Genomic DNA, 21073 nt, shown 5'->3' on the forward strand with positions numbered 1-21073 from the left:
GCCTCATGCTCCCCGTGGGGCTACGAGCTTGCATGCCAGGCCGCCGCGACCATATAGTCCGCCGGTTCTCGGCCGAAGCCCGCGGTGGTCCGCCATCCGCGGGTTTTTCGTACCCGGCGGTCGCCCGCGGCCGAAGCGAACTTTTCGAGTCCACGTCATCCAAGGTCACGCTGAAAATATGTCGCCCAACGCCCCCGCCGACGACCACCACGACGACATCATGTATCCTTCCGCTATCCCGTTCCTGCTGGTCCATCTCGGCTGCATTGCGGCGATCTGGACAGGCGTCACCTGGCAGGCCGTCGCGATCTGCGGGTCACTGTATGTCGTACGCATGTTTGCGATCGGCGCCGGCTACCATCGCTATTTCTCGCATAGGGCTTTTGCCACCAGCCGGGTGTTCCAGTTCATCCTGGCCTGCCTTGCGCAAAGCACCGCGCAGAAGAGCGTATTGTGGTGGGCGGCCAAGCATCGGCACCATCATCTGCATTCCGACACCGAAAAGGACGTGCATTCGCCGCGTCAGCGCGGCTTCCTGTACAGCCATCTCGGCTGGATCTTCTACCGGCAGCACGATGCGACCGACCTCGTGAAAGTCGGCGATCTCGCCGCCTATCCGGAGCTGATGTGGCTGCATCGGCTGGAGCTGCTGCCGGCCTTCGTTCTTGCAGGACTCTGCTTCCTGGTCGCGGGATGGTCCGGTCTGGTGGTCGGCTTCCTGTGGAGCACGGTGCTGGTCTATCACGCGACCTTCTGCATCAATTCGCTCGCCCATGTGCATGGACGCAAGCGCTACGTGACGGGCGACGATTCCCGCAACAACTGGCTGCTCGCGTTGTTCACGATGGGTGAAGGCTGGCACAACAATCACCATGCCTATCAGAGCAGCGTGCGGCAGGGCTTTCGCTGGTGGGAAGTCGACGTCACCTATTACGTCTTGACCGTCTTGTCGTGGATCGGCGTCGTCTGGAACATGAAGGCACCGCCCGAACAGGTCCTGCGCAACGAGCAGCCGCTCGGCGCGCGGGTGATCAATCGGGCGGCCCGCGAGCTTGCCGGACGGTTCGATGCGCAGACCCTGGCGCATGCGATCGCATCAGCGCGGAGGCGGGCCGACCTCGCCCAGTTGCAGCTGCCGTCGCTGCACGACATCCTCAATCGCGCGCATGAAGGTGTCGACGCGCTGACGCATCTGCATCTGCCGAGGATTCCGACCCGCGAGGAGTTTCTCGCGGAAGCCAAGGCGATGTTCGCGCGAACGCGATCGCTCAACGAGATCGTCGACCACGCCTACGACCACTTTCTGGCGTCGGTTCGCGCACAGCTCGCGTCGACGACGACCTGAACGTCGCGGCTCCCCGCCTCGCTGCCCCCAAAACAAACCGCCCGCCTGCGGGTTGCGCAGGCGGGCGGCTCGGGGCCATCAGGACTTTGGGGGCATGTGCCTGAAGGCTTTGAGAGGTGTCAGCCCTGCTGCTGGTCGGTCGGCGGCGGGGTCGGACGGGTCTTGTGCTGCGCCATGAACTGGTCGAACTCTTCCTTGTCCTTGGCGTGACGCAAACGGTCGAGGAAGTTCTTGAACTCGACCTGCTCCTCCTCGAGCCGGCGCAGCGTCTCGGAGCGATATTCGTCGAAGGCGCGGTTGCCCGAGGACGGCGGGCCGAAGCCGAAGCCGAAGCCGCGGCGCTCCATGCGGTCGCGCATGCGATCCATCTTGTACTGCATCCGCTCCATCTTGTTCTGCCAGCGATCCTGATGGCTCCAGCACGACATTCTTCTGCTCCCGAGTGTGAAAAAGAGAAGGGCAAGTCCGATCGGCCACCAGATGATGAAGCCGAGAATGGTCACGGCGATCCAGCCGGGATGCCAGGGCGTATCGAGCATGCGAGGACGCTCGTACTGTTGGTATTGATCCGAGGGGCCGCGCCATCGATTGACATCAGCGGTGTAGGCCATTTCCCATCTCCATCACGGCACCAAGGCCGTTGTGAATGTAAATAACATTTACATAGCTAGACGATCCCGCGATTTTGTCAAGCCGGCTGCAAGACACGCCCGCGTGATTGTTAGCGTAATTTTATTTCGGCTTGCCCCAAGGGCCGCCCGGAGAGCCGCCAGGCGCGCCAGAACCGGAGGACGCCTCCGGTGGCACGGGCGGCGGCTCGGCGCTCTTGCCTGCAGGCCGACGGTCGGTCGGGAAACCGAGGCCGCGCAGATAGATCAGCACCTCGGCCTCCAACAGCTCGTCCGGCGACATCGGCAGTTTTCGTCGCGCGGCATCGCCGCGGGAAAATAGCGAGGCCACGCCATGCGCCATCGACCAGATGTGCAAGGCCATCATCATCGCCGGCGGCCGCGGCGTGCCCGGCGGCGTCAGGGCCGCGAGCCGCTCGGCTGCGGCGCGAATGATGTTGAACGCCCTTTCGCTGGCGGCCTGAAGCGCGGGATTGGCATCCACCGGCACGCCCGATTCGAACATTGCGTTGTAGAAAGCCGGCTCCTCGCGGGCAAAGGCGAGATAGGCCTTGCCGACACGTTCGAAGGCGGTGACCGTATCGGGGCGTCCGTCATTCCAGGCCGCGGCCAGGCGCGCCTCGAACTGCTCGAAACCGCGCTGGGCGATCGAGGACAGCAGCTCCTCGCGGTCGCGGAAATGCCGATAAGGCGCTGCCGCGCTGACGCCGGCCATGCGCGCGGCATCGGCAAAGGTGAAGCCCGCCGCGCCCTTCTCGGCGATCAGGCCGAGGGCGGCCTGCAACAGGGCCTCTTTCAGATTGCCGTGGTGATAGCCGCGCTCGGCGCGGCCCTGCTCCTTGCGCCAGCTCATGTGAACGACCTTTACATGAGCCGGACGTGAAGGTCACTAGCGGCGATGGAGCGTGGTGAACCCGTACTTCCACGGGTACCGGGCCGATGCGCGCCCGCATCGAGACCGGAAAACGCTTTGGCCCGCGGCTAGAGCTGCGGAATGGGCAGCACGGGCATGACCTCGATCGCCTCGCCCGGAAAGATTGCAAAATGCGGGTGGTTCTCGAACAGTTTTGCGGCTTCCTCCTGCGAGGCGGCACGCACCACGGTGAAGCCGGTCAGCGCATTGCTGATCTCGGTGATGCCGCTCGCGTCGATCCTGCGGGTCTTGCCGAGCGGGCCGCCCATCTCGACGATCACGGCCTGGTGCCTCTCGACCCAGCCGTGCCAGGCGGCCATGCCCTCCTGTTCCCTTGCTTTCCGTTCGGCCTCGGGCAGCGCGCGCCAGGCCGCCATTTTCGGACCTGTCACGCTGCCGAGATAGACGGCGAGGAATTTGTGCTCGGTGCTCATCGGTGTTCTCCCTGTTGGTTGATTGACGACAGCCGCGATCTCATCGTGGCCGTCGTGGCTACTTCTTCAGGCCCTCGAATCCGGCTGCGGCCTTCTGCACGTCAGGTGGAAAGTCGCTCATCTCGTGCACCTGCCGGATCTCGATGATTTCGTTCGGCGAGGCCGGACACTTCTTCGCCCAGGCGATCGCCTCGGCGCGCGAGGCCACCTCGATCATCCAGTAACCGCCCAGCACTTCCTTGGCCTCGGCGAAGGGCCCGTCCGTGACGATGGGATCACCGGTCGCAAACGAGACCCGCGCGCCCATCGAGGGCGGATGCAGGCCTTCGAGCGTGATCAGCACGCCAGCATCCTTCAGCGCCTCGTTGTAGCGCATCATCGCGGCAACGCGTTCGGGATCGAGTTGCACGTCGGGCGGTGCACTCTCGTAGCCGAGCGGGATCATCAGCATCATGAATCGCATGGGTCGTGTCCTGGGTTTGGATCGTTCCGGGATGTGCGGCAGGCGGCGGGCCGGCGCTCACCTCCAAGACGAACGAGCTGTTACGGTGCCGACAAGCGGGTCGAAATTATTTGGTGCCCACCCGACCGGGCCGCGATTGCCAGGCGCCGCGGCAACGAGAGCCGAAAAAATAGTGCATACGCGCTCCCGTACAATTACGGCCGCGCTATGAACTACGCCGTGCATATAGGGCCAAAACCCTCATTGGTTGAGGTAGATGCGCAGCGCACGTGCCGCCACCGAAGCGGCTGCAGCGCTTCAAGAATTTACCGTTTGCTCAAGAAGGTCAGGCAAATTTTGTCTTTGGAAGGACCGTACGACAAATCCTTCACATCATTCACCGGGCTATTGCGGGGCATACGTGTTCAATTTTCAAAGCAAGAAAGTCAGGCACGCCGTCGCGGAGGTCGAGGCACTCGACCGGTCGCAGGCCGTGATCGAATTCGGCCTCGATGGCACCATCCTGGATGCCAATGACAACCTGCTGAAGATGAGCGGCTACACGCGGGCCGAGATCAAGGGCAAGCATCACAGCATCTTCGTCAGCCCGGCCGAGCGCGAGAGCGCCCGCTACCGCGATTTCTGGGCCAGCCTGAACCGCGGCGAATTCCAGACCACGCAATACAAGCGTTTCGGCAAGGGCGGGAAGGAAGTCTGGGTCCACGCCTCCTACGCGCCGCTGCGCGACGAGAAGGGCAAGGTGGTCAGCTTCATCAAATTCGCCACCGACATCACGGCGTACAAGATCAAGACCATGGAGGATTCCGGCAAGATCGCCGCGATCAACCGCGCGCAAGCGGTGATCGAGTTCAACATGGATGGCACCATCGTCACCGCGAACGAGAACTTCCTGAACGCGATGGGTTACTCGCTCGACGAGGTCAAGGGCAAGCACCACAGCATGTTCGTGACGCCGGAGGACCGCGCGGGCGCGGCCTATGCCGCGTTCTGGGCCAAGCTGAACCGCGGCGAGTTCGAGGCGGCCGAATACAAGCGGCTCGGCAAGGGCGGCAAGGAAATCTGGATTCTGGCGACCTACAACCCGATCCTCGACGAGACGGGCAGGCCGTTCAAGGTGGTGAAATTCGCGACCGACGTCACCGCGCAGAAGATGAAGGCGGCCGACAATGACGGACAGCTCGCCGCCATCCAGAAGTCACAGGCGGTGATCGAGTTCAACATGGACGGCACGATCCGCACCGCCAACGAGAATTTCCTCCAGGCGATGGGTTATTCACTGGCGGAGATCAAAGGCCAGCACCACTCCATGTTCGTCGAACCGAACGAGAAGAATTCGGCGAGCTATCGTCAATTTTGGGAGACCCTCAACCGCGGCGAATACCAGGCCGCCGAATACAAGCGGGTCGCCAAGGGCGGGCGGGAGATCTGGATCCAGGCCTCCTACAATCCGATCTTCGATCTCAACGGCAGACCCTACAAGGTAGTGAAATATGCCACCGACATCACCGCGCAGGCGATCGGCCGCAAAAAGGCCGACAATGCGCGCGGGCTGATCGAGGCGGTCGCAGCCGGCAGCGAACAGATGAGCGCCTCGATCCGCGAGATTTCCGAGACCATGGCGAAGTCGCGCGAGACCTCCAAGGTCGCGACGACGAGAGCCGAATCGGCCGACAACCAGGCGCAGAAGCTGGCCGCCGCTGCGCAAGCCATGAGCGGCATCGTCGAGATGATTTCGGGTATCACCAGCCAGATCAACCTGCTCGCACTCAACGCCACGATCGAATCGGCGCGCGCGGGCGAAGCCGGTCGCGGCTTTGCGGTGGTCGCCTCCGAGGTGAAGAGCCTCGCGAACCAGGCCAAGCAGGCGACCGACACGATCACCTCCGAGATCGACGCGCTCAACGTCATCTCGGGCGACGTCGCCAGCTCGCTCACCGCGATCAAGGCCGCGATCGCCGGCGTCAACGAGTTCATCGCCTCCACCGCCGCCGCCGTCGAGGAACAGAGTATCGTGACGTCGGACATGTCGGCCAACATGCAACGCGCGTCAGCGGAGCTATCGTAGAATCCCGCTCTCTCCCCCGTCCTCCTGATGCGCTCGCACTGCAAAGCAGTGTGAGCCTCTAGGAATGAATCGGCCCCGGAAGCAGCCAGCCGTCGCCCTTCGAGGGCCGCTGAAGAAGCGGCCGTCTCCGTGACAACGGCTTCGCCGCTGCGCGGGGGCGACGGTGATAGAGCACGAAGCTCTACCCGCATCGCGTCATGGAATCCGTGCCCGATCGACCATTCATCATTGCTGTGCCTAGCGATCGAAAGCGGTTGCACAATCAATGCGTGTATGGCCTATAGAGCCTTGGGGACGAGGAAGCAGCGAGGCAATTGCTCGCCGTTTGCTGTCGATTTTGGGGTGGGGAACTATGAGAACGAAGATCGGGGCGTTGCCCCTTTTGCTTGTTGGATTTTTATTGGCAAATTGCGCGAGCCCACGTGGCCTCGATGAACCGCCCTTGCAGCTACCGCCATTGAAACCGGGTTACGGCCGCGTCTACTTCACCCGGCCGGGCGAATTTGCGGGGTCGGCTGTTCAGCCCGAGATCCGGATGAACAATGAAGTCGTCGGCAGGTCTGTGCCTGGCGGGTTCTCTTTTGTCGACCGCCCCCCGGGGAAATACGCCGTGACAACCGCAACCGAGGTGGAAAATGCGGTGACGTTCCAGTTGGCTGCGGGCGAGACGAAATACATCAAGACAGCCGTGACGCCCGGCATCCTTGTCGGCCACGTTACGCCGACGCTCGAATTCCCCGAGCAGGGACAATCCGACATAGGCCGCCTCAGATACGTCGGCACCAAATTCTGATCCCTTGCGCGGGACCGACTAAGCTGTCATGCCGCAGTCCCGAGCAAAGGACCGCGTCATGACCTCCTCTCCCGCCAAAGTCGCCCTCGTCACCGGCGCCGCCCGCGGAATCGGGCTTGCGACCGCGAAGAAGTTTCTCGCCGAGGGCTGGCGCGTGGCGTTGCTCGACATCGAGGGCGATCTGCTCGGCCGCGCGGTCGCCGAGATCGGCCGGAGCGAGGCGACGCTGGCGCTGACCTGCGACGTTTCGGATGCGACCGCGGTCGGCGCTGCGATGACGACGCTCGAGCGGCGGTTCGGCCGGCTAGATGCGCTCGTCAACAATGCCGGCATCGCGGTGTTCGCGCCGCTGATGGAGACGTCCGAGGCCGACTGGCGCCGCGTGCTCGAGGTCAATCTCACCGGCCCGTTCCTCTGCACCAAGGCGGCGGTGCCCTTGATGCGCGACGGCAATGGCGGCGCCATCGTCAACATCACCTCGATCTCGGCGGTGCGCGCCTCGACGCTGCGCTCGGCCTACGGGACCAGCAAGGCGGGCCTCGCGCACCTCACCAAGCAACTCGCAGTCGAACTCGCCTCCCTCAACATCCGTGTCAACGCGGTCGCGCCGGGGCCTGTCGACACAGCGATGGCGAAACAGGTGCACACCAAGGAGATCCGCGCCGACTATCACGACGCCATCCCGCTCAACCGTTACGGTCTGGAAGAGGAACTCGCGGAGGCGATCTACTTCCTGTGCTCGCCCAATGCGAGCTACATTACCGGCCAAATTTTGGCCGTTGATGGCGGCTTCGATGCCGCGGGTATCGGTTTGCCGACACTGCGCGGCCAGCGGCGCAACGGCTAGGCACGGAATTGCGGGCAAGGGCGCGCAAGCACCGTGCCCACCACTTCTCCAAATTTGCGGTGCCAATGGTGGGCACGCTACGGTTTGCCCACCCCGCGGAATCCAGCTTCTGGAGTGTTCCATGCAACGTGCTGCTTTCGTCAAAGCCCTGATGCTTGCAGCCACGCTGCTCGCCTCTGCGCCCGCCGCCGCTGAAATCCGCATCATCCAGTCCCCGGGTGGACAGGTCGGGCCGTTCCTCGATCTGTTCGAGAAGGTGCGTGAGAGCGGCGAGCGCGTGGTGATCGACGGTCCCTGCCTGTCCGCCTGCACGCTGGTCCTGAGCATCGTGCCGGGTGATCGCATCTGCGTCACCAAACGCGCGGTGCTCGGCTTCCATGCCGCGCGCTCGGTCGACCGGCGCGGGCGCTTCTATGCCGAGCCGGAAGCATCTGTCGCCGTGCTTGCCGCCTATCCCGGCCCGGTTCGCGACTGGATCAGCCGCCGTGGCGGCCTGTCCTCGCGATTACTTCTGCTGAAGGGACGCGATCTCGCCGCGATCTATCCACGCTGCCGCTGACGAACTTGGCAGCCGCGACGAATGGGACCTGCACGAGTGTGACGTGAGTGAGCTCTGTGAACCGCGTCACACAAAAACTGGCTGTTCCGAGGCCATACGGGGGGTTCCCTGTGCTCGCACGCATCGTGCGCACCGGGGCTATTCGCCAACGCGTTGGCTGCTTTCAATAAAGAGTCTGAATCACCGGCACCAGCTTCATGCTGGCGCAGATGAGCATCCCCCAAAGAGCAAAATTGATCTGTAGCGCCGCCGCCATCGGTCGCTCCCCTTCCAAGTGACGTCCATCCCAGTTTGTAGCTTTTATGACTTCACCAATAGCGATTCTGACGTGCAGATCACAGCCCAATATTGCGTCAATTGTTGTGCGATGCAGTTCGCAGTGTTTCACGAAGCGGCCTCACTGCTCCCGCAATGTGATGCGAATCGCGAGTTCATTGCTCAGCCATGCTGGCCAACAGGTTTGCCTTAAGTTCCATTTGACCGCGCGATGCAAGCTTTCCCACGCGGGATCTTGCCCATCGCGCATCGAACTTTGGGTCCGGCATGGTACGATACGGCTTCATCTTGCTCACTTTCTGCACAACGCTGCTTGGATGTGCAGTCGCACCGGCGCAGGAGCGTCGTCCGATCGCATGGGATGGCCTCGGCCAGGATCCCAACAAAGGCGCCAACCGCGCTCATGTCGCGAAACGGCGCGCACCGACGGACCCTGCCCCCGCGGAGAGTGATCCCAATCAGGAGCGGGAACGCATGCTCGGCACCTTGCGGCCCTATTCCGAGGCGTGGTGGGCGGTCCATGACGAGATCGAAGCGGAGAACGACAGGCAGCTCGGCACCAAGCTCGTGATCTGCCCAAGCTGCGTGCAATCGCCGCCGGCGGGCGAGGAAGTGACCGGATCAGTCCGGTAAGAACAACGGCCGATTCAAGCGCCACGGAACGACTCCGCGCTCCGTGACGACTTTGATGCGTCCCCCTCTCCCGCGGCGTTGAGAGAGGGGAATCGCAACTCAACAAGACGCGCGCGCGGGTGCGCCCGTCACATTCCTTCGGCCGGGCAGTTCACCATCCAGGGAATGCCGAACTTGTCGACGCACATGCCGAAGCCCTTGGCCCAGAACGTCTTGCTGAAGGGCATGTTGACGGTACCGCCATCGGCGAGCGCGTTGAACTTGCGCTCGCCATCCGCGGGGTCCTTGACCGTGAGCGAGATCGCGAAGCCCTGCGGCTTCTGAAAATGCTCGGCCGGCGAGTCCGAGGCCATCAATACGCTGCCGTCGGGCAGCGACATCCGCGCATGCATGATCATCTTCTCGCGGCCGGGTGTAGCCGGCACGTCCGGCGGTGCGTCCGATGAACGCATCATCGCCTCGATCTTGCCACCAAGGACCTTGGCGTAATAGTTGAAGGCGGCTTCGCAATTGTCCTGATAGAATAGATAGGGATTGAGCATCGTTTCTCTCCTCTTCGTTGGTCGTGAGGCTCATTGCTTCTCGGTGAGCTTTTTCAGGCTGGCGAGGCCGGACTCAAAATCCTTGCCGATCATACTGTCCATGTTGATGAACACCTGCATCACCTTGGACAGGAACGGGGCCGGACCATACATGGCCCATGTGACCAGTGTGGCATCGCCTTGCGGCACAAAGGTGAACTCGGCGGTGTTGTGGCCCTCGAACGGCCGCTCGAAATCGAGCTTGATGCGGAGCTTCGAGGGTCCGCTCGCCTCCAGGATCTCCATGTGGCCGGCACCGACATTGCTGTTGCCGTCCCACGCATAGGTCGCGCCCTTGCCGTCGGCGGTTCCGCCAAAGGTCCGCTTCATGGCGGGGTCGCGATTTTCATAGGGCGACCAGGCAGTCCAGCGGCGGAAATCGGCGACCACCGGATAGATCGCATCGGCCGGCGCTTTCACGGCGAGACTGCGCTCGACGCGGAACGTGTCGGGTTTCGTCAGGGCGAAGACGAGGAGGCCCGCGATTCCGGCCGCGAGCAGCATGGCGATGACGGCAATGGCTTTCAACATGGATGACTCCCTGGATACGGAGTTAAGACGAAGGAGGATGGCTGGGGCCGACAATGGATGGAATGCTTTTTTTGATCGTCATTCCGGATGGGCCGAAGGACCAGACCTCAGGTGCGCAATTGCGCACCGGGGAATCTTGAGATTCCGGGTTCGATGCTTCGCATCGCCCCGGAATGACGGGGCCCCTACTTCGCCTTCGCGCTTTCCTTCTTCGGCTGGCTGTCCCGGATCAGGCGATCGAGATGCATGCGGATGTGAGCGGCTTCGGCCGAGGTGTTGGCAAGCGCGATGGCGCGGTCGAAGGCGATGCGGGCATCGTCGTTGCGACCGAGCTGCATCAGGAAGGCGCCGCGCACGCCATAGAAATGAAAGTAGTTGGCAAGCTTCGGCGCCAGCGGCTCGATGAGGTCGAGCGCGGCCTGCGGCCCGCGCACCTTGGAGACCGCAACCGCACGGTTGAGCGTCACCACCGGCGAGGGCTGCACGATTTCGAGCGCGCCGTAGAGCAGGTCGATCTGCGTCCAGTCGGTCTCCTCCGGCGTCGCTGCGCGCGCATGCAGCGCGGCGATCGCGGCCTGGATCTGATAGGGTCCGCTGCGGCGATGGCGCATCGCCTTGTCGATCAGGGCGAGGCCTTCCGCGATCATGGTGCCGTTCCACAGCGAACGGTCCTGGTCGTCGAGCAGGATCAGCGACCCGTCCGCGGCAAAGCGCGCGGCGCTGCGCGCATGTTGCAGGAGGATCAGCGCCGTGAGGCCCATGATCTCCGGTTCGCTCTGGAACAGGCGCAGCAGCAGCCGCGCCAGCCGGATCGCCTCTTCACATAGCGGCTTCCTGATCTCGGCGGTGTCGCCGCTCGCCGAATAGCCCTCGTTGAAGATCAGGTAGATCATCGCCGCGACACCGGCGAGCCGCTCGGAGCGCTCGACGGCACCGGGCGCTTCGAACGGCACGCCAGCGTCGGCGACCTTCGCCTTGGCGCGCGTGATGCGCTGCTCCATCGCCGCTTCAGAAACCAGGAAGGCGCGCGCGATCTGCTTCACGGTGAGGCCCGAGACGATGCGCAGCGCCAGCGCGATTTGCTGCGTCGCCGGCAGCTGGGGATGGCAGCAGATGAACATCAGCCGCAAGATGTCGTCGCGGTAGTGCGAGCCGTCCAGCCGCTCGGCGAGCGCGCCTTCGGCATCGTCGAGGTCGGAGATCGCCTGGTCGTCTTCGGGCAGGGGCTGCTGCTTGCGGGCGCGGCGCACCTCGTCGATCGCGACGTTGCGGCCGACCATGATCAGCCAGGCCGCGGGATCGCGCGGCGGCCCGTTCTGCGGCCAGGTCTTCAGGGCGCGGAGGCAGGCGTTCTGAAAGGCTTCCTCGGCCGTATCGAGATCGCGGAAATAGCGCAGCAGTGCGCCGACAGCCTGGGGGCGCGCTGAGGTCAGCGCAGTCTCGATCCAGGCGGTGTCAGCTTCGCTCACGTCAGATTCCCTCCGGGCCTGAACACGCCGACGGGACGCACCTCATAGGCGCCGCCGGGATTGGCCGCACCGAGATCGCGCGCGACGTCGAGGGCATCATCGAGGTTCTTGCAGTCGACGATGTAGAAGCCGAGCAGCTGCTCCTTGGTCTCCGCATAGGGCCCGTCGAGCACCAACGGCGGGTCTTCCTTGCGCAGCGTCGCCGCCGCCGTGGTCGGCAGCAGCCGCGCTACGGGCCCGAGCCGGCCTTGGCTGGCGAGCTTCTCCTGCACCACGGTGAGCTTCTTCATCACGGCCTCGTCCTGCTCCTTGCTCCAGGAGCCGACGAAGTCCTCATCGTGATAGCAAAGGATGGCATAAAGCATAGGCGACACTTTCCTCGTCTGTTCTAAAGACGCGCCAATATGCCCCGCCCCGACAGGGCTGCGGAAAAAATTTGCAAGAAAAATCCGTTGGATCGTGCCAAGGAGAGCCTACTCAAGCGGAACCTGACGAGGCACTTCGAATGACCATGGGCACACTGGCCGTCCTGATCAACAGCACGCAGCAGAACTGGTCGCCGGAGCGCTGGAAAGCCCGGTTCGACGCGGTCTGCGGCGGCCGCCGCGTGGTGCTGCAGCCGTATGGCGGGCTCGACCCGGCCGAGGTGCACTATGCCGCGGTATGGAAGCCCGTGCCGGGCGATCTCGGCGCGTTTCCAAATCTGCGGGCGATCTTCAATCTGGGCGCCGGCGTGGACGCGTTGATGGCGGACAAGAGCCTGCCCGACGTGCCTCTGGTGCGCGTCGCCGTGCCCGACCTGACCAACCGCATGACCGAATATGTCGTGCTGCACGTGCTGATGCACCACCGCCAGGAGCTTTATCTGCGGGACTCGCAACGTGCCAAACGCTGGGAGCCGAAATATCAGTGGCCTGCGAGCGCGATCACCGTCGGCATCATGGGATTGGGGACGCTAGGCACTGACGCGGCGGACGTGTTGCGGCGGCTCGGCTTCCGCGTCACCGGCTGGAGCCGCAGCCCGCGGACGATCGAGGGCGTCGAATGTTTCCATGGTGCCGCGCAGATCGAGGCATTCCTGCGCGCGACCGACATCCTGGTGTGCCTGCTGCCGCTGACGCCTGATACGCATGGAATCCTCAACCGCGACGTCTTCACAAAGCTCAACCGCAACAGCCCGCTCGGCGCGCCCGTGCTGATCAACGCCGGCCGCGGCGGCTTGCAGAACGAAGCCGACATCCTGGCCTGCCTCGATGACGGCACGCTGGGTGCCGCCTCGCTCGACGTCTTCGTGCAGGAGCCGCAGCCGCGAGACAGCCGGTTTTGGACCCACCCCAGGGTGGTGCTGACCCCGCACAATGCCGCCGACACCGACGCGGACGCGATCTCGGCCTATGTCGCCGAGCAGATCGCGCGCTTCGAAGCGGGCGGCGTGCTGGAGAACGTGGTGGATCGGACGCGGGGGTATTAGAGTTCGCCGATACACCCACGCTCGCGTCGTCCTGGCGAAAGCCAGGACCCATGACCCCAAGAAGAAGTTGCTGCGCGACATTCTAACCCCGAGCTTTCGCCAAACCGTATTCGGTGGCTATGGGTCCTGGCTTCGCCAGGACGACGTCGGGAAATTTGCTCGCGCGACATACTCAGCGTCGTCCCGGCGCACGCCAGGACGACAGGTCAGCGTTTGCCTCCCACCATCACGTCGATCGCACCGTTGACGATCGCTTCCAGCTCCTTGCGCGAGACGCGCGCACGCGAGCGTATGGCGATGGAATGCACCGTCGAGGATGCGATCTGCGCCAGCACGACCGGATCGGCGGTTTCCGGCAACTCGCCGTTTTCCTTGGCGCGGCGGAAGCAGCTCGTGAAGGCCTTGTCGAGTTCGGTGAGGCCGTCGAGCACCATGGCGCGGATGTCGGGATCGCTCACCGCCTCGGACGCCGCGGTCACCACCGTGAAGCAGCCGCGCGGGCCGGTCTCGCCGGACAGATAGATGTTCAGCGCGGAGGCAAAGATGCGCTCCAGACGCTGGCGCACGGGCATCTCCTGGCGAAAGATCTCGACCATCGCTGCGCGCGCTTCCTCGCGGTAGCGCTGGTAGCTCTTGATGTAGAGCTCGCGCTTGTCGCCGAAGGCGCCATAGAGGCTCGGCCGATTCATGCCGGTGGCCTCGCTGAGATCGTCGAGCGAGGTCGATGCAAAGCCCTGTTTGCGAAACAGGTCGAGCGCCTTGCCGAGTGCAATGTCGGGCTCGTAGGCGCGCGGGCGGCCGCGTCGCTTGGGTTCATTGGCAGCAGCTGGCGGCTTCGATTTTTGTACCATTTCGCAAAATAATCCTTGACCGCCTTCATATTATGCAAGATGGTACAAAAATCAATCTGGCCAGGTTGAGCGACACTCCGAAAGTCACATCGAGGAATTGCCCAAGGAGGCTACAGATGGATCTCTATTTCTCGCCGCTCGCCTGTTCGATGGCGACCCGCGTCGCGCTGTATGAAGCCGGCGCCGAGGCGAATTATCTCGAAGTCGATCCGCCGACCAAGAAGGTGCTGAACGACGGCTCCGACTTCCGCACCGTGAACCCGATTGGCCTGGTGCCGACGCTACGCACCGACGAGGGCGTGTTGCTGACCGAGAACGCGGCGATCCTGCAATATGTCGCGGATCGTTTTCCGCAATCCGGCCTCGGCGCCACCGCCGGCATCGAGCGCACGCGGCTGCATCAATGGCTCTGCTTCATCGGCACCGAGCTGCACAAAGCCCTGTTCATTCCCGTGCTCGACCGCAAGGCGCCGCAGGAGGCCAAGGCCTATGCTCTGGAGAAGAACCTGTCGCGGCTCGACTATCTCGACAATCATCTCGAGGGACGTGACTTCCTGCTCGACCATTTCAGCGTTGCCGACGCCTATCTGGTCACGGTCATCAACTGGACCATGGCGACGCCGCCGATCGAGCTTGCGAAATGGCCGAACCTGAAGGCGTATTACGAGCGCCTGCGTCAGCGGCCGTCGATCGCGAAGGCCATCGCGGAGGAGTTCGAGCTGTACAAGGCCGAGCAGGCGCGGAAGAAAGCGGCGGCTTAGCGGCATTCGCATTAGCTTGCCGTCCCAGCCAGCGCGGCCGGGACGGCGGGCGACTGCGGAGAGCCCGTGACCAACCTCCCAGAACTCTCGAGCGGATGCTGACCCGTAGCTATCTCGGCGCTTGCAGTACGACACCGTAGCGGCCGTAGATCCGATCGATCGAGCCGTCCTTTCGCAACCGTTCAAGAGCGCCATCGATGGCTTCTCGCAACGCATCATCGGGACGGACCATGCCGACGGCGACGTTCCAGTTGAGATTGGCCACGCTCTCGTCGCGATCCAGGATGCGAAGCGGCTTGTCCGGATGCGTCAGATTGAAATAGCTCGCCGCTGTGGGCGTCACCGCAGCAGCATCGATCTCATGGTTTGACAGGGCGTCGAGGCTGTCGCTCTCGAAGCCGAAGGTCGACGTAGGCACGTGCCGTTGGCCGATGATCATCGCCGCGACGGATCCGACTTGCACCCCCACCTTGGTACGCTCGTTGAGGTCCCGGAACGAGGTCAGCGTGCTGGATGGCGGCACGGCGAGTGCGACGCCCGTGCGATAATATGGCTTTGAGATCCTCAGGCGGGTTTCGCCCTGCGCCTCGCGGTCGGCGATGGCATCGAGAAGAATGTCACAGCCGGCGCTCCGCATCTGGTATTGGGTGATGATCCAGTCGAGCCGCAGCGAGACACCGAGCTCGCGTGCCAGCGCATGTCCAAATTCAACCTGAAAGCCGGGAGGATCGGCGGTCTTGCTCGCAAAAGGAAGCGAGTTCGGATGGGCGCATAACCCGAGCGCGCCGGACGAACGGATCGCATCCAGGGTTCGCGCCTGCGCCGGACTCACCAGCCCGATGACGACGCCGACAATAAGCGGGAGAACCGTCTTCATTCCGCATCCTCGCATCGACAGGAACTGGTCTTGGTGATCAACCCTCGCGCGGCTTCAAGGCGCGGATATATTTGACGATCAGATCGATCTGCGCGTCGTTGAAGGCCCCGCCGAATGCCGGCATCGCGCCGGACTTGCCGATCTTGATCCGGCTATGCAGAAAGTCGTCATCGCGCGGCGAATTCATCAGCTGCGGTCCCTTGCCGGCGGCCCGGCCGCCATCGGAGTGACAGAAGCCGCAAGTTCCCGCAAACAACTGCTCGACGTCGAATGTCCCGTTCTCGGGTGAAGGAGTAGGAGACTGCGCTTGAACGGGTGCGGCAGAGAGCAACGACGCGCTCACCATTGCCGATCTCAGCGCGGTGAGCTTCTTCAAATGCTGTTTCAAGGTATCCAGCTCCATGTCATGAAGCGCGCCCGCAACGTCATCGCACGGGGAGCAGGCTTGCGCCTGCCCCCTGCAATTTGCGATGATCTATTTCAGGCTGAAGACGATAAGCGCGCCGTCGTCACGCGGCATGCTCTTGTAGACGCCGCCGAAGTTGGGCGCATACTCGTCGGCCAGCATCCCGCCGAAGCCTGCGGCCACGGCAATGTACTGTTTGCCGTTGACGGAATAGCTGACGATGCCGCCCTGATGTCCGGTGCCGTTGTTGTGATTCCACAGCTCGGTGCCGGTCTCCGCATCGTAGGCATGGAGGATGCCGCGGGAGTCGGGCACGAACACGAGATTGCCCGCGGTCGACAGCACGCTCCCAAGCGGCGGCTCGGGATAGCGAACCTCCCACTTCTTGGCCCCGGTGATGGGGTCGCGCGCGTCGAGATGTCCATAAATCTCGCCGCCCGGAGGTGGCGCCATCTTGAACTCAGCGCCGATGTTGAGCTGGACCTGGGGCGCAGTGACCGGCGTCGTCTTCTGAATGTCGAGCGTCATGCACCATTCCTGGCCGATCTTGTAGTAGAGACCCGTCTTTGGATTGTAGGATCCGGCGTTCCAGCTGATGCCGCCCCCAATGAATGGACACAGCGGCGGCTCGGTGACCTTCCCCGCGGTGAAGTCACGACGGCCGATCAGGGCGCCCGTCTTGGGGTCGATATCCTTGACGAAATTGATGTTCTCAACCAGGCGCCAGACGTTCTTCACGCCAAGATTGCGGTCGTAGACGAAGACGAAGCCGCCCTTGTTCGGATGAACCACGTATTTCTGGCCGTCGCGCTCGAGCATCACGAACTCGCCGACGGAGCTGTCGAAGTCCCAGGCGTCGTGCGGCAGCTCCTGATGATAGGATTTCAGCTTGCCGGTATCGATGTCGAGCGCGATCACGGAGCTCGTATAGAGATTGTCGCCGGGACGCGCACCTTGCGTCTTGTAATCGGCGCCCGACCAATCGTAGAGCGGCGCCGGATTCGCGGTGCCCCACAGGATGGTGTTGGTCTCGGAGTCGTAAGTGCCCGGCATCCAGCCGCCGCCCCCACCCGTGCGCCAGGATTCGTTGCCCCACGTCTTCATGGCCTCGTCGGTGCCTGCAACCGTCAGGAATTCCCACTTCTTCTTTCCAGTTGTGGCATCCACGGCGAAGATCGGGCCGCGGCCCGGCCATTCACCGCCTTGCGCTCCGATGATCACCGTGCCCTTTGCGTAAAGCGGCGCACCGGTGAAACCGACCGTGAGCTTCTGCGAGTCGATCAGCCTGGTTTCCCAGTGGACCTTCCCCGACTTCATATCCAGGCCAAGAAGCCTGCCATCCATGGTGCCGACAAAGACCTTGCCCTCGCCGATCGCCACGCCGCGATTGTAGGGAGAATGGGTCTGGCGGGCGATCAGCGCCTCATCCAGCTCCGGAAAATGCGACCAGATCACCTCGCCCGTCGTGCCGTTGAGCGCGAAGACCCGGCTGTACGAACCCGAGTAGTAGAGCACGCCATCAGCCACCAGCGGCATGGATTGCAGGCCACGGGTAGAGCGTCCGGGAATATGCATCCAGGCAACGCTCAAATCTTTGATGTTGCCCGCATTGATCTGCGCGAGCGGGCTGTAGTGATAGGACTTGTAAGAGCCGTGATAAGTCAGCCAATCGTTCTGACCGGCATTCTCGATCCTCGCAGTATCCACGGTTTGGGCCAACGCCGACGAAACGATCAGTGTTGCGCCAGCAACAAGGGGTAAACCAGAATTAGACCAACGCCTTTTCATCCGTTCCTCCCGCTTTTTTAGTTTGTTGAACTTGCGTCTTACCAACGCCGCCGCGAAGGATGTGAATAGCTCGCTATATGTCGGTTCCTCTCCATTGCATGCGAGCTGCCAACAGGTCTCGCCCTCTCTCGGCGAACATCGCCAAGGGAGTTACATGACCGGACTGGTTGCTGTTGCGCTTCCGCTCGCTTTCAAAAAGTACGCCGGATGACGGGAAGCGAAAAGATGAAATGCGCGCCCGGCGCGAATTTGACGCGCAGCGCGAGCCAAGAAGGTCAGATGCACTTACCGTTCATCGCCTCGGATGCCGCGGAGGCGCTTCCGCGCCTCGCCAGACGATGGCGGCTGCACTAGCGGGCGCAACATCCTGCCGTCATCAAGGCATCGACCGTTCGAGACGCAGCCAACCATGCTCGCCAGTGACCGGTTACCCGTACAGCACGCGCGGCAGCACCGTGACGATGCCGGGCCAGAGCGTCAGCAGCAGCACGAAGCCGATCATGATCACCAGATAAGGCAACGTCACGCGCGCGATGTAGCCGAGACCGTCTTCGGTGAGCCCCTGGATCACGAACAGGTTGAAGCCGACAGGCGGGGTGATCTGCGCCATCTCGACGGCGAGCACCAGGAAAACACCGAACCAGATCTCGTCGAAACCGGCGCCCTTCACGATCGGCAACACGATCGGCAATGTCATCACGATCATCGAGAAGCCGTCGAGGAAGCACCCGAGAACGAGATAGAAGAGCACCAGCACCACGATCAGCATGAAGGGCGACAGTCCAAGGCCCTTGACGAAGGCCGCGACCGCCTGCGGGATGCCGAGGAAGGCGGCGGCGTTGCCGAGGATCGAGGCGCCGAGCACGATCAGCGCGATCATCGAGCAGGTGACGACCGAGCCGATCAACACGTCGCGCATCACCTGCTGCGACATCGATCCCTGCGCCCAGGCGACCAGCGCGGCGCCGAGCACGCCGACGGCGGCCGCCTCCGACGGCGTCGCGAGCCCGCCATACATCGAGCCGAGCACGCAAGCGATCAGGAACAGCGCCGGCGCGAGATCCTTCAACGCGGCGAAGCGCTCGCCCCACGGCACCTGCGAGAGCTTTGCTTCCGCCTCCGGCACCATCATCGGGTTGAGCGTCGTGTGCAGCATCACCCAGGCCATAAAGGTGCCGGCCAGCAACAGGCCGGGCAGCAAGCCGGCGGTGAACAGCTTGAGGATCGAGACGTCGCCCAGCACGCCGTAAATGATCATGATGTTGGACGGCGGGATCAAGAAGCCGAGCGTACCGGCGCCGGCGAGCGAGCCGATCGCAATGTCCCGTGAATAGCCGCGGCGCAGGAGCTCGTTGAGCGACATGCGCCCGATCACCTGCGTGGTCGCCGCCGACGAGCCGGAGATCGCCGCAAAGATGGTGCAGCCGATCACGTTCACATGCAGCAGGCGTCCGGGCAAAAGCCCCGCCCATGGTGCAAGCCCCTGAAACAGCGAGCGCGACAGGCGGGTGCGGAACAGCAGCTCACCCATCAGGATGAACAGCGGCAACGCCAGCAGCTCCTGCGTGGTCAGGATATTCCAGGCATATTGCGGCAGCAGCTTGTCGAGCGGGATCGAGCGGAACATCGCGAGCAGCAGCGTCGCGGTGAGCGCCAGCGTCAGGCCGATCCAGACGCCGCAAGCCAAAAGCGCGAACAGGATCGCGAACAGGGCGACAACTTCGATGGTCATGCGATCCAGTATCCGAAGGCGGGCAAAGCGATCATTCGACGGGCGAGGCCTTCATGCGGTGATCCTCGAGCGGAAGGCCGAGCACAGCCTGGATCGCGCGCGCCAGGAACTGAAGCGTGAGCAGCAACATGCCGAAGGTGACGACGGCCTCTGGAAACCACAGCGGCGTATCGCTGGAGGTCGAGACCTGGCCGCGCACGTAAGCGCCAAAGGCGAACTTCGCCATCGCCGAGGTCAGGAACGCCATGAAGGCGAAACCGGCCGCGGCCGACAGGATCTCGAGCGCGCGCTGCACCGACGCGGGCGCGTTCTTGAGCAGCAGCACGACACGGATGTGGCCGCCGACCCGCAGGGTCATGGCGGCGCCGAAAGTGAAGGACGCCGCCATCAGATAGGACGAGTATTCCCAGGCGATCGAGATCGACGGCGGGAAGAACGACAGGAAGTTCGAGAGGAAGCGCGTTGCGACCTCGCACAGCATCAACAGCGTCAGCATCAGAAGACAGCCACCGCCGATCCAGCCGTCGAGCCGGCCGAGACGGTCGATGCCGTCGAGCAGGATGCGCAGCGGCACCGGCGCCGCTGCGTTGAGACTCCTGGAAGCTTCGGGCGAGACGCTCACCACGGCGTCCCCCTCAGCCGCGCTTCATTTCGGCCAGATAGGCCCGCACCGGCTTGTCGGCCGCCGGCACGCGCTTGAGGAACGCGTCGAGCTGCGGCGCGGTCTTGCCGCGGATGTCCTTCATCATGGCCTCCGAGACCGGCACCACCTCCATGCCGCCTTCCTTGAGACGGTTGAGGCTGTCGACGTCGGCCTTCAGCGAATTCGCCCAGAACGCCGGCTCCATCTTCGCCGCGGCATCGGCGACCTGCTTCTGTTGATCGCCGGCGAGAGCCTTCCAGGAATCCAGATTGACGGTGAGCATCTGCGACGACCAGACGTGGTTGGTCGGGTAGACGTATTTCAGGAACTCCCAGAATTTTCCGTCGACACCGGAGACGGACGAGGTGGACACCCCCGAGACCGCACCCGAGGCCAGCGCCGGTATGGTCTCGCCCCAGGGGATCATCACCGGAGCCATGCCGACCACAGCCAGCATGTCGACGGCGTTCTTGTCGGGCACGCGGATCTTGATGTTCTTGAGGCCCTCGACGTCGGCGACCTTGACCTTGAGGTGCAGATACTGCGTCGGCCACGGCACGATGTAGAGGATCTTCTGGTTGTTGCGCGCGGCGACCTTCTCGTATTCGGGCCGCACATATTTGTGCAGCACCTTGAGCTCGTCCATCGAGCCGCACAGGAAGGGAATGCTCTCGACGCCCATGAAGGGCTCGTCGCCGACCTGCTGGATGTTGAGAACGTCGGCGAGCGGCACGAGACCATCGCGCACGGCGCGCAGATGCTCGGGGCCCTTGAAGCCGAGCTGGCCGCCGGGCTTCACGGTGATGCTGACCGTGCCGCCGGTCTGCTTCTTCACCTCCTCGGCAAAGGCAAAAGCGTTCTGGGTGTGGAAGTTGCCGTCCGGCCAGACCGTGGACATGTCCCAGTTCACGCTCGCCGCCTGGGCGCGGGTGGAGACGTGGCCGGCCGCAAGCAGCGTCGCTGCGCCCGCGGTGAAGTTTCGTCGCGTGATCATTGCACCCCCTCC

24 protein-coding genes are annotated in these 21073 nt (G+C 63.4%); 8 read left to right on the forward strand and 16 right to left on the reverse strand.

The annotated features are described in order from the left end of the window. The first annotated feature begins 178 nt into the window (after window positions 1–178). Window positions 179–1345, forward strand: coding sequence for an acyl-CoA desaturase (locus HAP40_RS33195; protein ID WP_166813333.1), 1167 nt, complete (start codon window positions 179–181; stop codon window positions 1343–1345). Window positions 1346–1464: 119 nt separating this feature from the next. Here HAP40_RS33195 and HAP40_RS33200 read toward each other — a convergent pair whose 3' ends face one another. The 4 genes from HAP40_RS33200 to HAP40_RS33215 form a co-directional block, all read right to left on the reverse strand. Then, entirely contained in the window at window positions 1465–1956 is a 492-nt protein-coding gene (locus HAP40_RS33200) for a DUF2852 domain-containing protein (protein WP_145632732.1), read from the reverse strand. A 121-nt stretch (window positions 1957–2077) separates the two neighbouring features. After that, a complete protein-coding gene (locus HAP40_RS33205; protein ID WP_166813331.1) occupies window positions 2078–2827 on the reverse strand; it encodes a TetR/AcrR family transcriptional regulator in 750 nt (249 codons plus the stop codon). A 128-nt stretch (window positions 2828–2955) separates the two neighbouring features. Next, entirely contained in the window at window positions 2956–3321 is a 366-nt protein-coding gene (locus HAP40_RS33210) for a YciI family protein (RefSeq protein WP_166813329.1), read from the reverse strand. A gap of 58 nt (window positions 3322–3379) precedes the next feature. Then, window positions 3380–3784, reverse strand: a complete 405-nt coding sequence (locus tag HAP40_RS33215; protein ID WP_166813327.1) for a YciI family protein — start codon at window positions 3782–3784, stop codon at window positions 3380–3382. Window positions 3785–4184: 400 nt separating this feature from the next. Here HAP40_RS33215 and HAP40_RS33220 point away from each other — a divergent pair, with 400 nt between their 5' ends. The 4 genes from HAP40_RS33220 (at window position 4185) to HAP40_RS33235 (ending at window position 8048) form a co-directional block, all read left to right on the forward strand. Further along, window positions 4185–5849 (forward strand): methyl-accepting chemotaxis protein, encoded by a 1665-nt coding sequence (locus tag HAP40_RS33220; RefSeq protein ID WP_166813325.1) that lies wholly within the window; start codon window positions 4185–4187, stop codon window positions 5847–5849. 352 nt (window positions 5850–6201) lie between these two features. After that, entirely contained in the window at window positions 6202–6642 is a 441-nt protein-coding gene (locus tag HAP40_RS33225) for a DUF2846 domain-containing protein (protein ID WP_166813323.1), read from the forward strand. Window positions 6643–6700: 58 nt separating this feature from the next. Further along, window positions 6701–7489 (forward strand): SDR family NAD(P)-dependent oxidoreductase, encoded by a 789-nt coding sequence (locus HAP40_RS33230; protein WP_166813321.1) that lies wholly within the window; start codon window positions 6701–6703, stop codon window positions 7487–7489. A 121-nt stretch (window positions 7490–7610) separates the two neighbouring features. Then, on the forward strand, window positions 7611–8048 hold the full coding sequence (locus HAP40_RS33235; RefSeq protein ID WP_166813319.1) for a hypothetical protein: 438 nt from the start codon (window positions 7611–7613) through the stop codon (window positions 8046–8048). 163 nt (window positions 8049–8211) lie between these two features. Here the strand turns inward: HAP40_RS33235 and HAP40_RS33240 are convergent, their stop codons facing one another. Continuing rightward, entirely contained in the window at window positions 8212–8436 is a 225-nt protein-coding gene (locus HAP40_RS33240; RefSeq protein ID WP_166810873.1) for a hypothetical protein, read from the reverse strand. 155 nt (window positions 8437–8591) lie between these two features. Between HAP40_RS33240 and HAP40_RS33245 the strand changes: the two genes are divergently transcribed. Continuing rightward, entirely contained in the window at window positions 8592–8957 is a 366-nt protein-coding gene (locus HAP40_RS33245; protein ID WP_166813317.1) for a hypothetical protein, read from the forward strand. Between the two features lie 128 nt (window positions 8958–9085). Here HAP40_RS33245 and HAP40_RS33250 read toward each other — a convergent pair whose 3' ends face one another. From HAP40_RS33250 to HAP40_RS33265, 4 genes are all read right to left on the reverse strand, one after another. Then, window positions 9086–9499, reverse strand: coding sequence for a VOC family protein (locus HAP40_RS33250; RefSeq protein ID WP_166813315.1), 414 nt, complete (start codon window positions 9497–9499; stop codon window positions 9086–9088). Between the two features lie 30 nt (window positions 9500–9529). Further along, a complete protein-coding gene (locus tag HAP40_RS33255; protein ID WP_166813313.1) occupies window positions 9530–10069 on the reverse strand; it encodes an SRPBCC family protein in 540 nt (179 codons plus the stop codon). A 185-nt stretch (window positions 10070–10254) separates the two neighbouring features. Next, on the reverse strand, window positions 10255–11538 hold the full coding sequence (locus HAP40_RS33260; protein WP_166813311.1) for an RNA polymerase sigma factor: 1284 nt from the start codon (window positions 11536–11538) through the stop codon (window positions 10255–10257). Further along, window positions 11535–11903, reverse strand: a complete 369-nt coding sequence (locus tag HAP40_RS33265) for a YciI family protein (protein WP_166813309.1) — start codon at window positions 11901–11903, stop codon at window positions 11535–11537. Before HAP40_RS33265 ends, HAP40_RS33260 begins: the two co-directional genes overlap by 4 nt. A 140-nt stretch (window positions 11904–12043) precedes the next feature. Here HAP40_RS33265 and HAP40_RS33270 point away from each other — a divergent pair, with 140 nt between their 5' ends. Next, window positions 12044–13009, forward strand: a complete 966-nt coding sequence (locus HAP40_RS33270; protein WP_166813307.1) for a 2-hydroxyacid dehydrogenase — start codon at window positions 12044–12046, stop codon at window positions 13007–13009. A 206-nt stretch (window positions 13010–13215) separates the two neighbouring features. Here HAP40_RS33270 and HAP40_RS33275 read toward each other — a convergent pair whose 3' ends face one another. After that, window positions 13216–13860: a TetR/AcrR family transcriptional regulator gene (locus HAP40_RS33275; RefSeq protein ID WP_166813305.1), complete on the reverse strand. Its 645-nt coding sequence runs from the start codon at window positions 13858–13860 to the stop codon at window positions 13216–13218. A gap of 116 nt (window positions 13861–13976) precedes the next feature. Here HAP40_RS33275 and HAP40_RS33280 point away from each other — a divergent pair, with 116 nt between their 5' ends. Further along, entirely contained in the window at window positions 13977–14621 is a 645-nt protein-coding gene (locus HAP40_RS33280; protein WP_166813303.1) for a glutathione binding-like protein, read from the forward strand. A 109-nt stretch (window positions 14622–14730) separates the two neighbouring features. Here the strand turns inward: HAP40_RS33280 and HAP40_RS33285 are convergent, their stop codons facing one another. The 6 genes from HAP40_RS33285 to HAP40_RS33310 all read right to left on the reverse strand — a co-directional run bounded on the left by HAP40_RS33285 (window position 14731) and on the right by HAP40_RS33310 (window position 21061). Continuing rightward, window positions 14731–15498, reverse strand: a complete 768-nt coding sequence (locus HAP40_RS33285) for a substrate-binding periplasmic protein (RefSeq protein WP_166813301.1) — start codon at window positions 15496–15498, stop codon at window positions 14731–14733. Window positions 15499–15535: 37 nt separating this feature from the next. Then, on the reverse strand, window positions 15536–15901 hold the full coding sequence (locus HAP40_RS33290; RefSeq protein ID WP_166813299.1) for a c-type cytochrome: 366 nt from the start codon (window positions 15899–15901) through the stop codon (window positions 15536–15538). Window positions 15902–15973: 72 nt separating this feature from the next. Beyond that, on the reverse strand, window positions 15974–17692 hold the full coding sequence (locus tag HAP40_RS33295) for a pyrroloquinoline quinone-dependent dehydrogenase (protein ID WP_166813297.1): 1719 nt from the start codon (window positions 17690–17692) through the stop codon (window positions 15974–15976). A 427-nt stretch (window positions 17693–18119) separates the two neighbouring features. Continuing rightward, window positions 18120–19424: a TRAP transporter large permease gene (locus HAP40_RS33300; RefSeq protein WP_166813295.1), complete on the reverse strand. Its 1305-nt coding sequence runs from the start codon at window positions 19422–19424 to the stop codon at window positions 18120–18122. A gap of 31 nt (window positions 19425–19455) precedes the next feature. Continuing rightward, a complete protein-coding gene (locus tag HAP40_RS33305) occupies window positions 19456–20049 on the reverse strand; it encodes a TRAP transporter small permease subunit (protein ID WP_166813294.1) in 594 nt (197 codons plus the stop codon). A gap of 10 nt (window positions 20050–20059) precedes the next feature. Further along, entirely contained in the window at window positions 20060–21061 is a 1002-nt protein-coding gene (locus tag HAP40_RS33310; protein WP_166813292.1) for a TRAP transporter substrate-binding protein, read from the reverse strand. Window positions 21062–21073 lie beyond the last annotated feature (12 nt).

It is taken from the genome of Bradyrhizobium sp. 1(2017) (assembly GCF_011602485.2).
Taxonomy (GTDB): Bacteria; Pseudomonadota; Alphaproteobacteria; order Rhizobiales; family Xanthobacteraceae; genus Bradyrhizobium.

Excerpts from the sequence above, each read along its gene's own strand:
- HAP40_RS33195 (WP_166813333.1), top strand. The coding sequence starts at position 179 with ATGTCGCCCAACGCCCCCGCCGACGACCACCACGACGACATCATGTAT.
- HAP40_RS33200 (WP_145632732.1), bottom strand. The coding sequence starts at position 1,956 with ATGGCCTACACCGCTGATGTCAATCGATGGCGCGGCCCCTCGGATCAA.
- HAP40_RS33205 (WP_166813331.1), bottom strand. The coding sequence starts at position 2,827 with ATGAGCTGGCGCAAGGAGCAGGGCCGCGCCGAGCGCGGCTATCACCAC.
- HAP40_RS33210 (WP_166813329.1), bottom strand. The coding sequence starts at position 3,321 with ATGAGCACCGAGCACAAATTCCTCGCCGTCTATCTCGGCAGCGTGACA.
- HAP40_RS33215 (WP_166813327.1), bottom strand. The coding sequence starts at position 3,784 with ATGCGATTCATGATGCTGATGATCCCGCTCGGCTACGAGAGTGCACCG.
- HAP40_RS33225 (WP_166813323.1), top strand. The coding sequence starts at position 6,202 with ATGAGAACGAAGATCGGGGCGTTGCCCCTTTTGCTTGTTGGATTTTTA.
- HAP40_RS33230 (WP_166813321.1), top strand. The coding sequence starts at position 6,701 with ATGACCTCCTCTCCCGCCAAAGTCGCCCTCGTCACCGGCGCCGCCCGC.
- HAP40_RS33235 (WP_166813319.1), top strand. The coding sequence starts at position 7,611 with ATGCAACGTGCTGCTTTCGTCAAAGCCCTGATGCTTGCAGCCACGCTG.
- HAP40_RS33245 (WP_166813317.1), top strand. The coding sequence starts at position 8,592 with ATGGTACGATACGGCTTCATCTTGCTCACTTTCTGCACAACGCTGCTT.
- HAP40_RS33250 (WP_166813315.1), bottom strand. The coding sequence starts at position 9,499 with ATGCTCAATCCCTATCTATTCTATCAGGACAATTGCGAAGCCGCCTTC.
- HAP40_RS33255 (WP_166813313.1), bottom strand. The coding sequence starts at position 10,069 with ATGTTGAAAGCCATTGCCGTCATCGCCATGCTGCTCGCGGCCGGAATC.
- HAP40_RS33265 (WP_166813309.1), bottom strand. The coding sequence starts at position 11,903 with ATGCTTTATGCCATCCTTTGCTATCACGATGAGGACTTCGTCGGCTCC.
- HAP40_RS33270 (WP_166813307.1), top strand. The coding sequence starts at position 12,044 with ATGACCATGGGCACACTGGCCGTCCTGATCAACAGCACGCAGCAGAAC.
- HAP40_RS33275 (WP_166813305.1), bottom strand. The coding sequence starts at position 13,860 with ATGGTACAAAAATCGAAGCCGCCAGCTGCTGCCAATGAACCCAAGCGA.
- HAP40_RS33280 (WP_166813303.1), top strand. The coding sequence starts at position 13,977 with ATGGATCTCTATTTCTCGCCGCTCGCCTGTTCGATGGCGACCCGCGTC.
- HAP40_RS33285 (WP_166813301.1), bottom strand. The coding sequence starts at position 15,498 with ATGAAGACGGTTCTCCCGCTTATTGTCGGCGTCGTCATCGGGCTGGTG.
- HAP40_RS33290 (WP_166813299.1), bottom strand. The coding sequence starts at position 15,901 with ATGGAGCTGGATACCTTGAAACAGCATTTGAAGAAGCTCACCGCGCTG.
- HAP40_RS33295 (WP_166813297.1), bottom strand. The coding sequence starts at position 17,692 with ATGAAAAGGCGTTGGTCTAATTCTGGTTTACCCCTTGTTGCTGGCGCA.
- HAP40_RS33300 (WP_166813295.1), bottom strand. The coding sequence starts at position 19,424 with ATGACCATCGAAGTTGTCGCCCTGTTCGCGATCCTGTTCGCGCTTTTG.
- HAP40_RS33310 (WP_166813292.1), bottom strand. The coding sequence starts at position 21,061 with ATGATCACGCGACGAAACTTCACCGCGGGCGCAGCGACGCTGCTTGCG.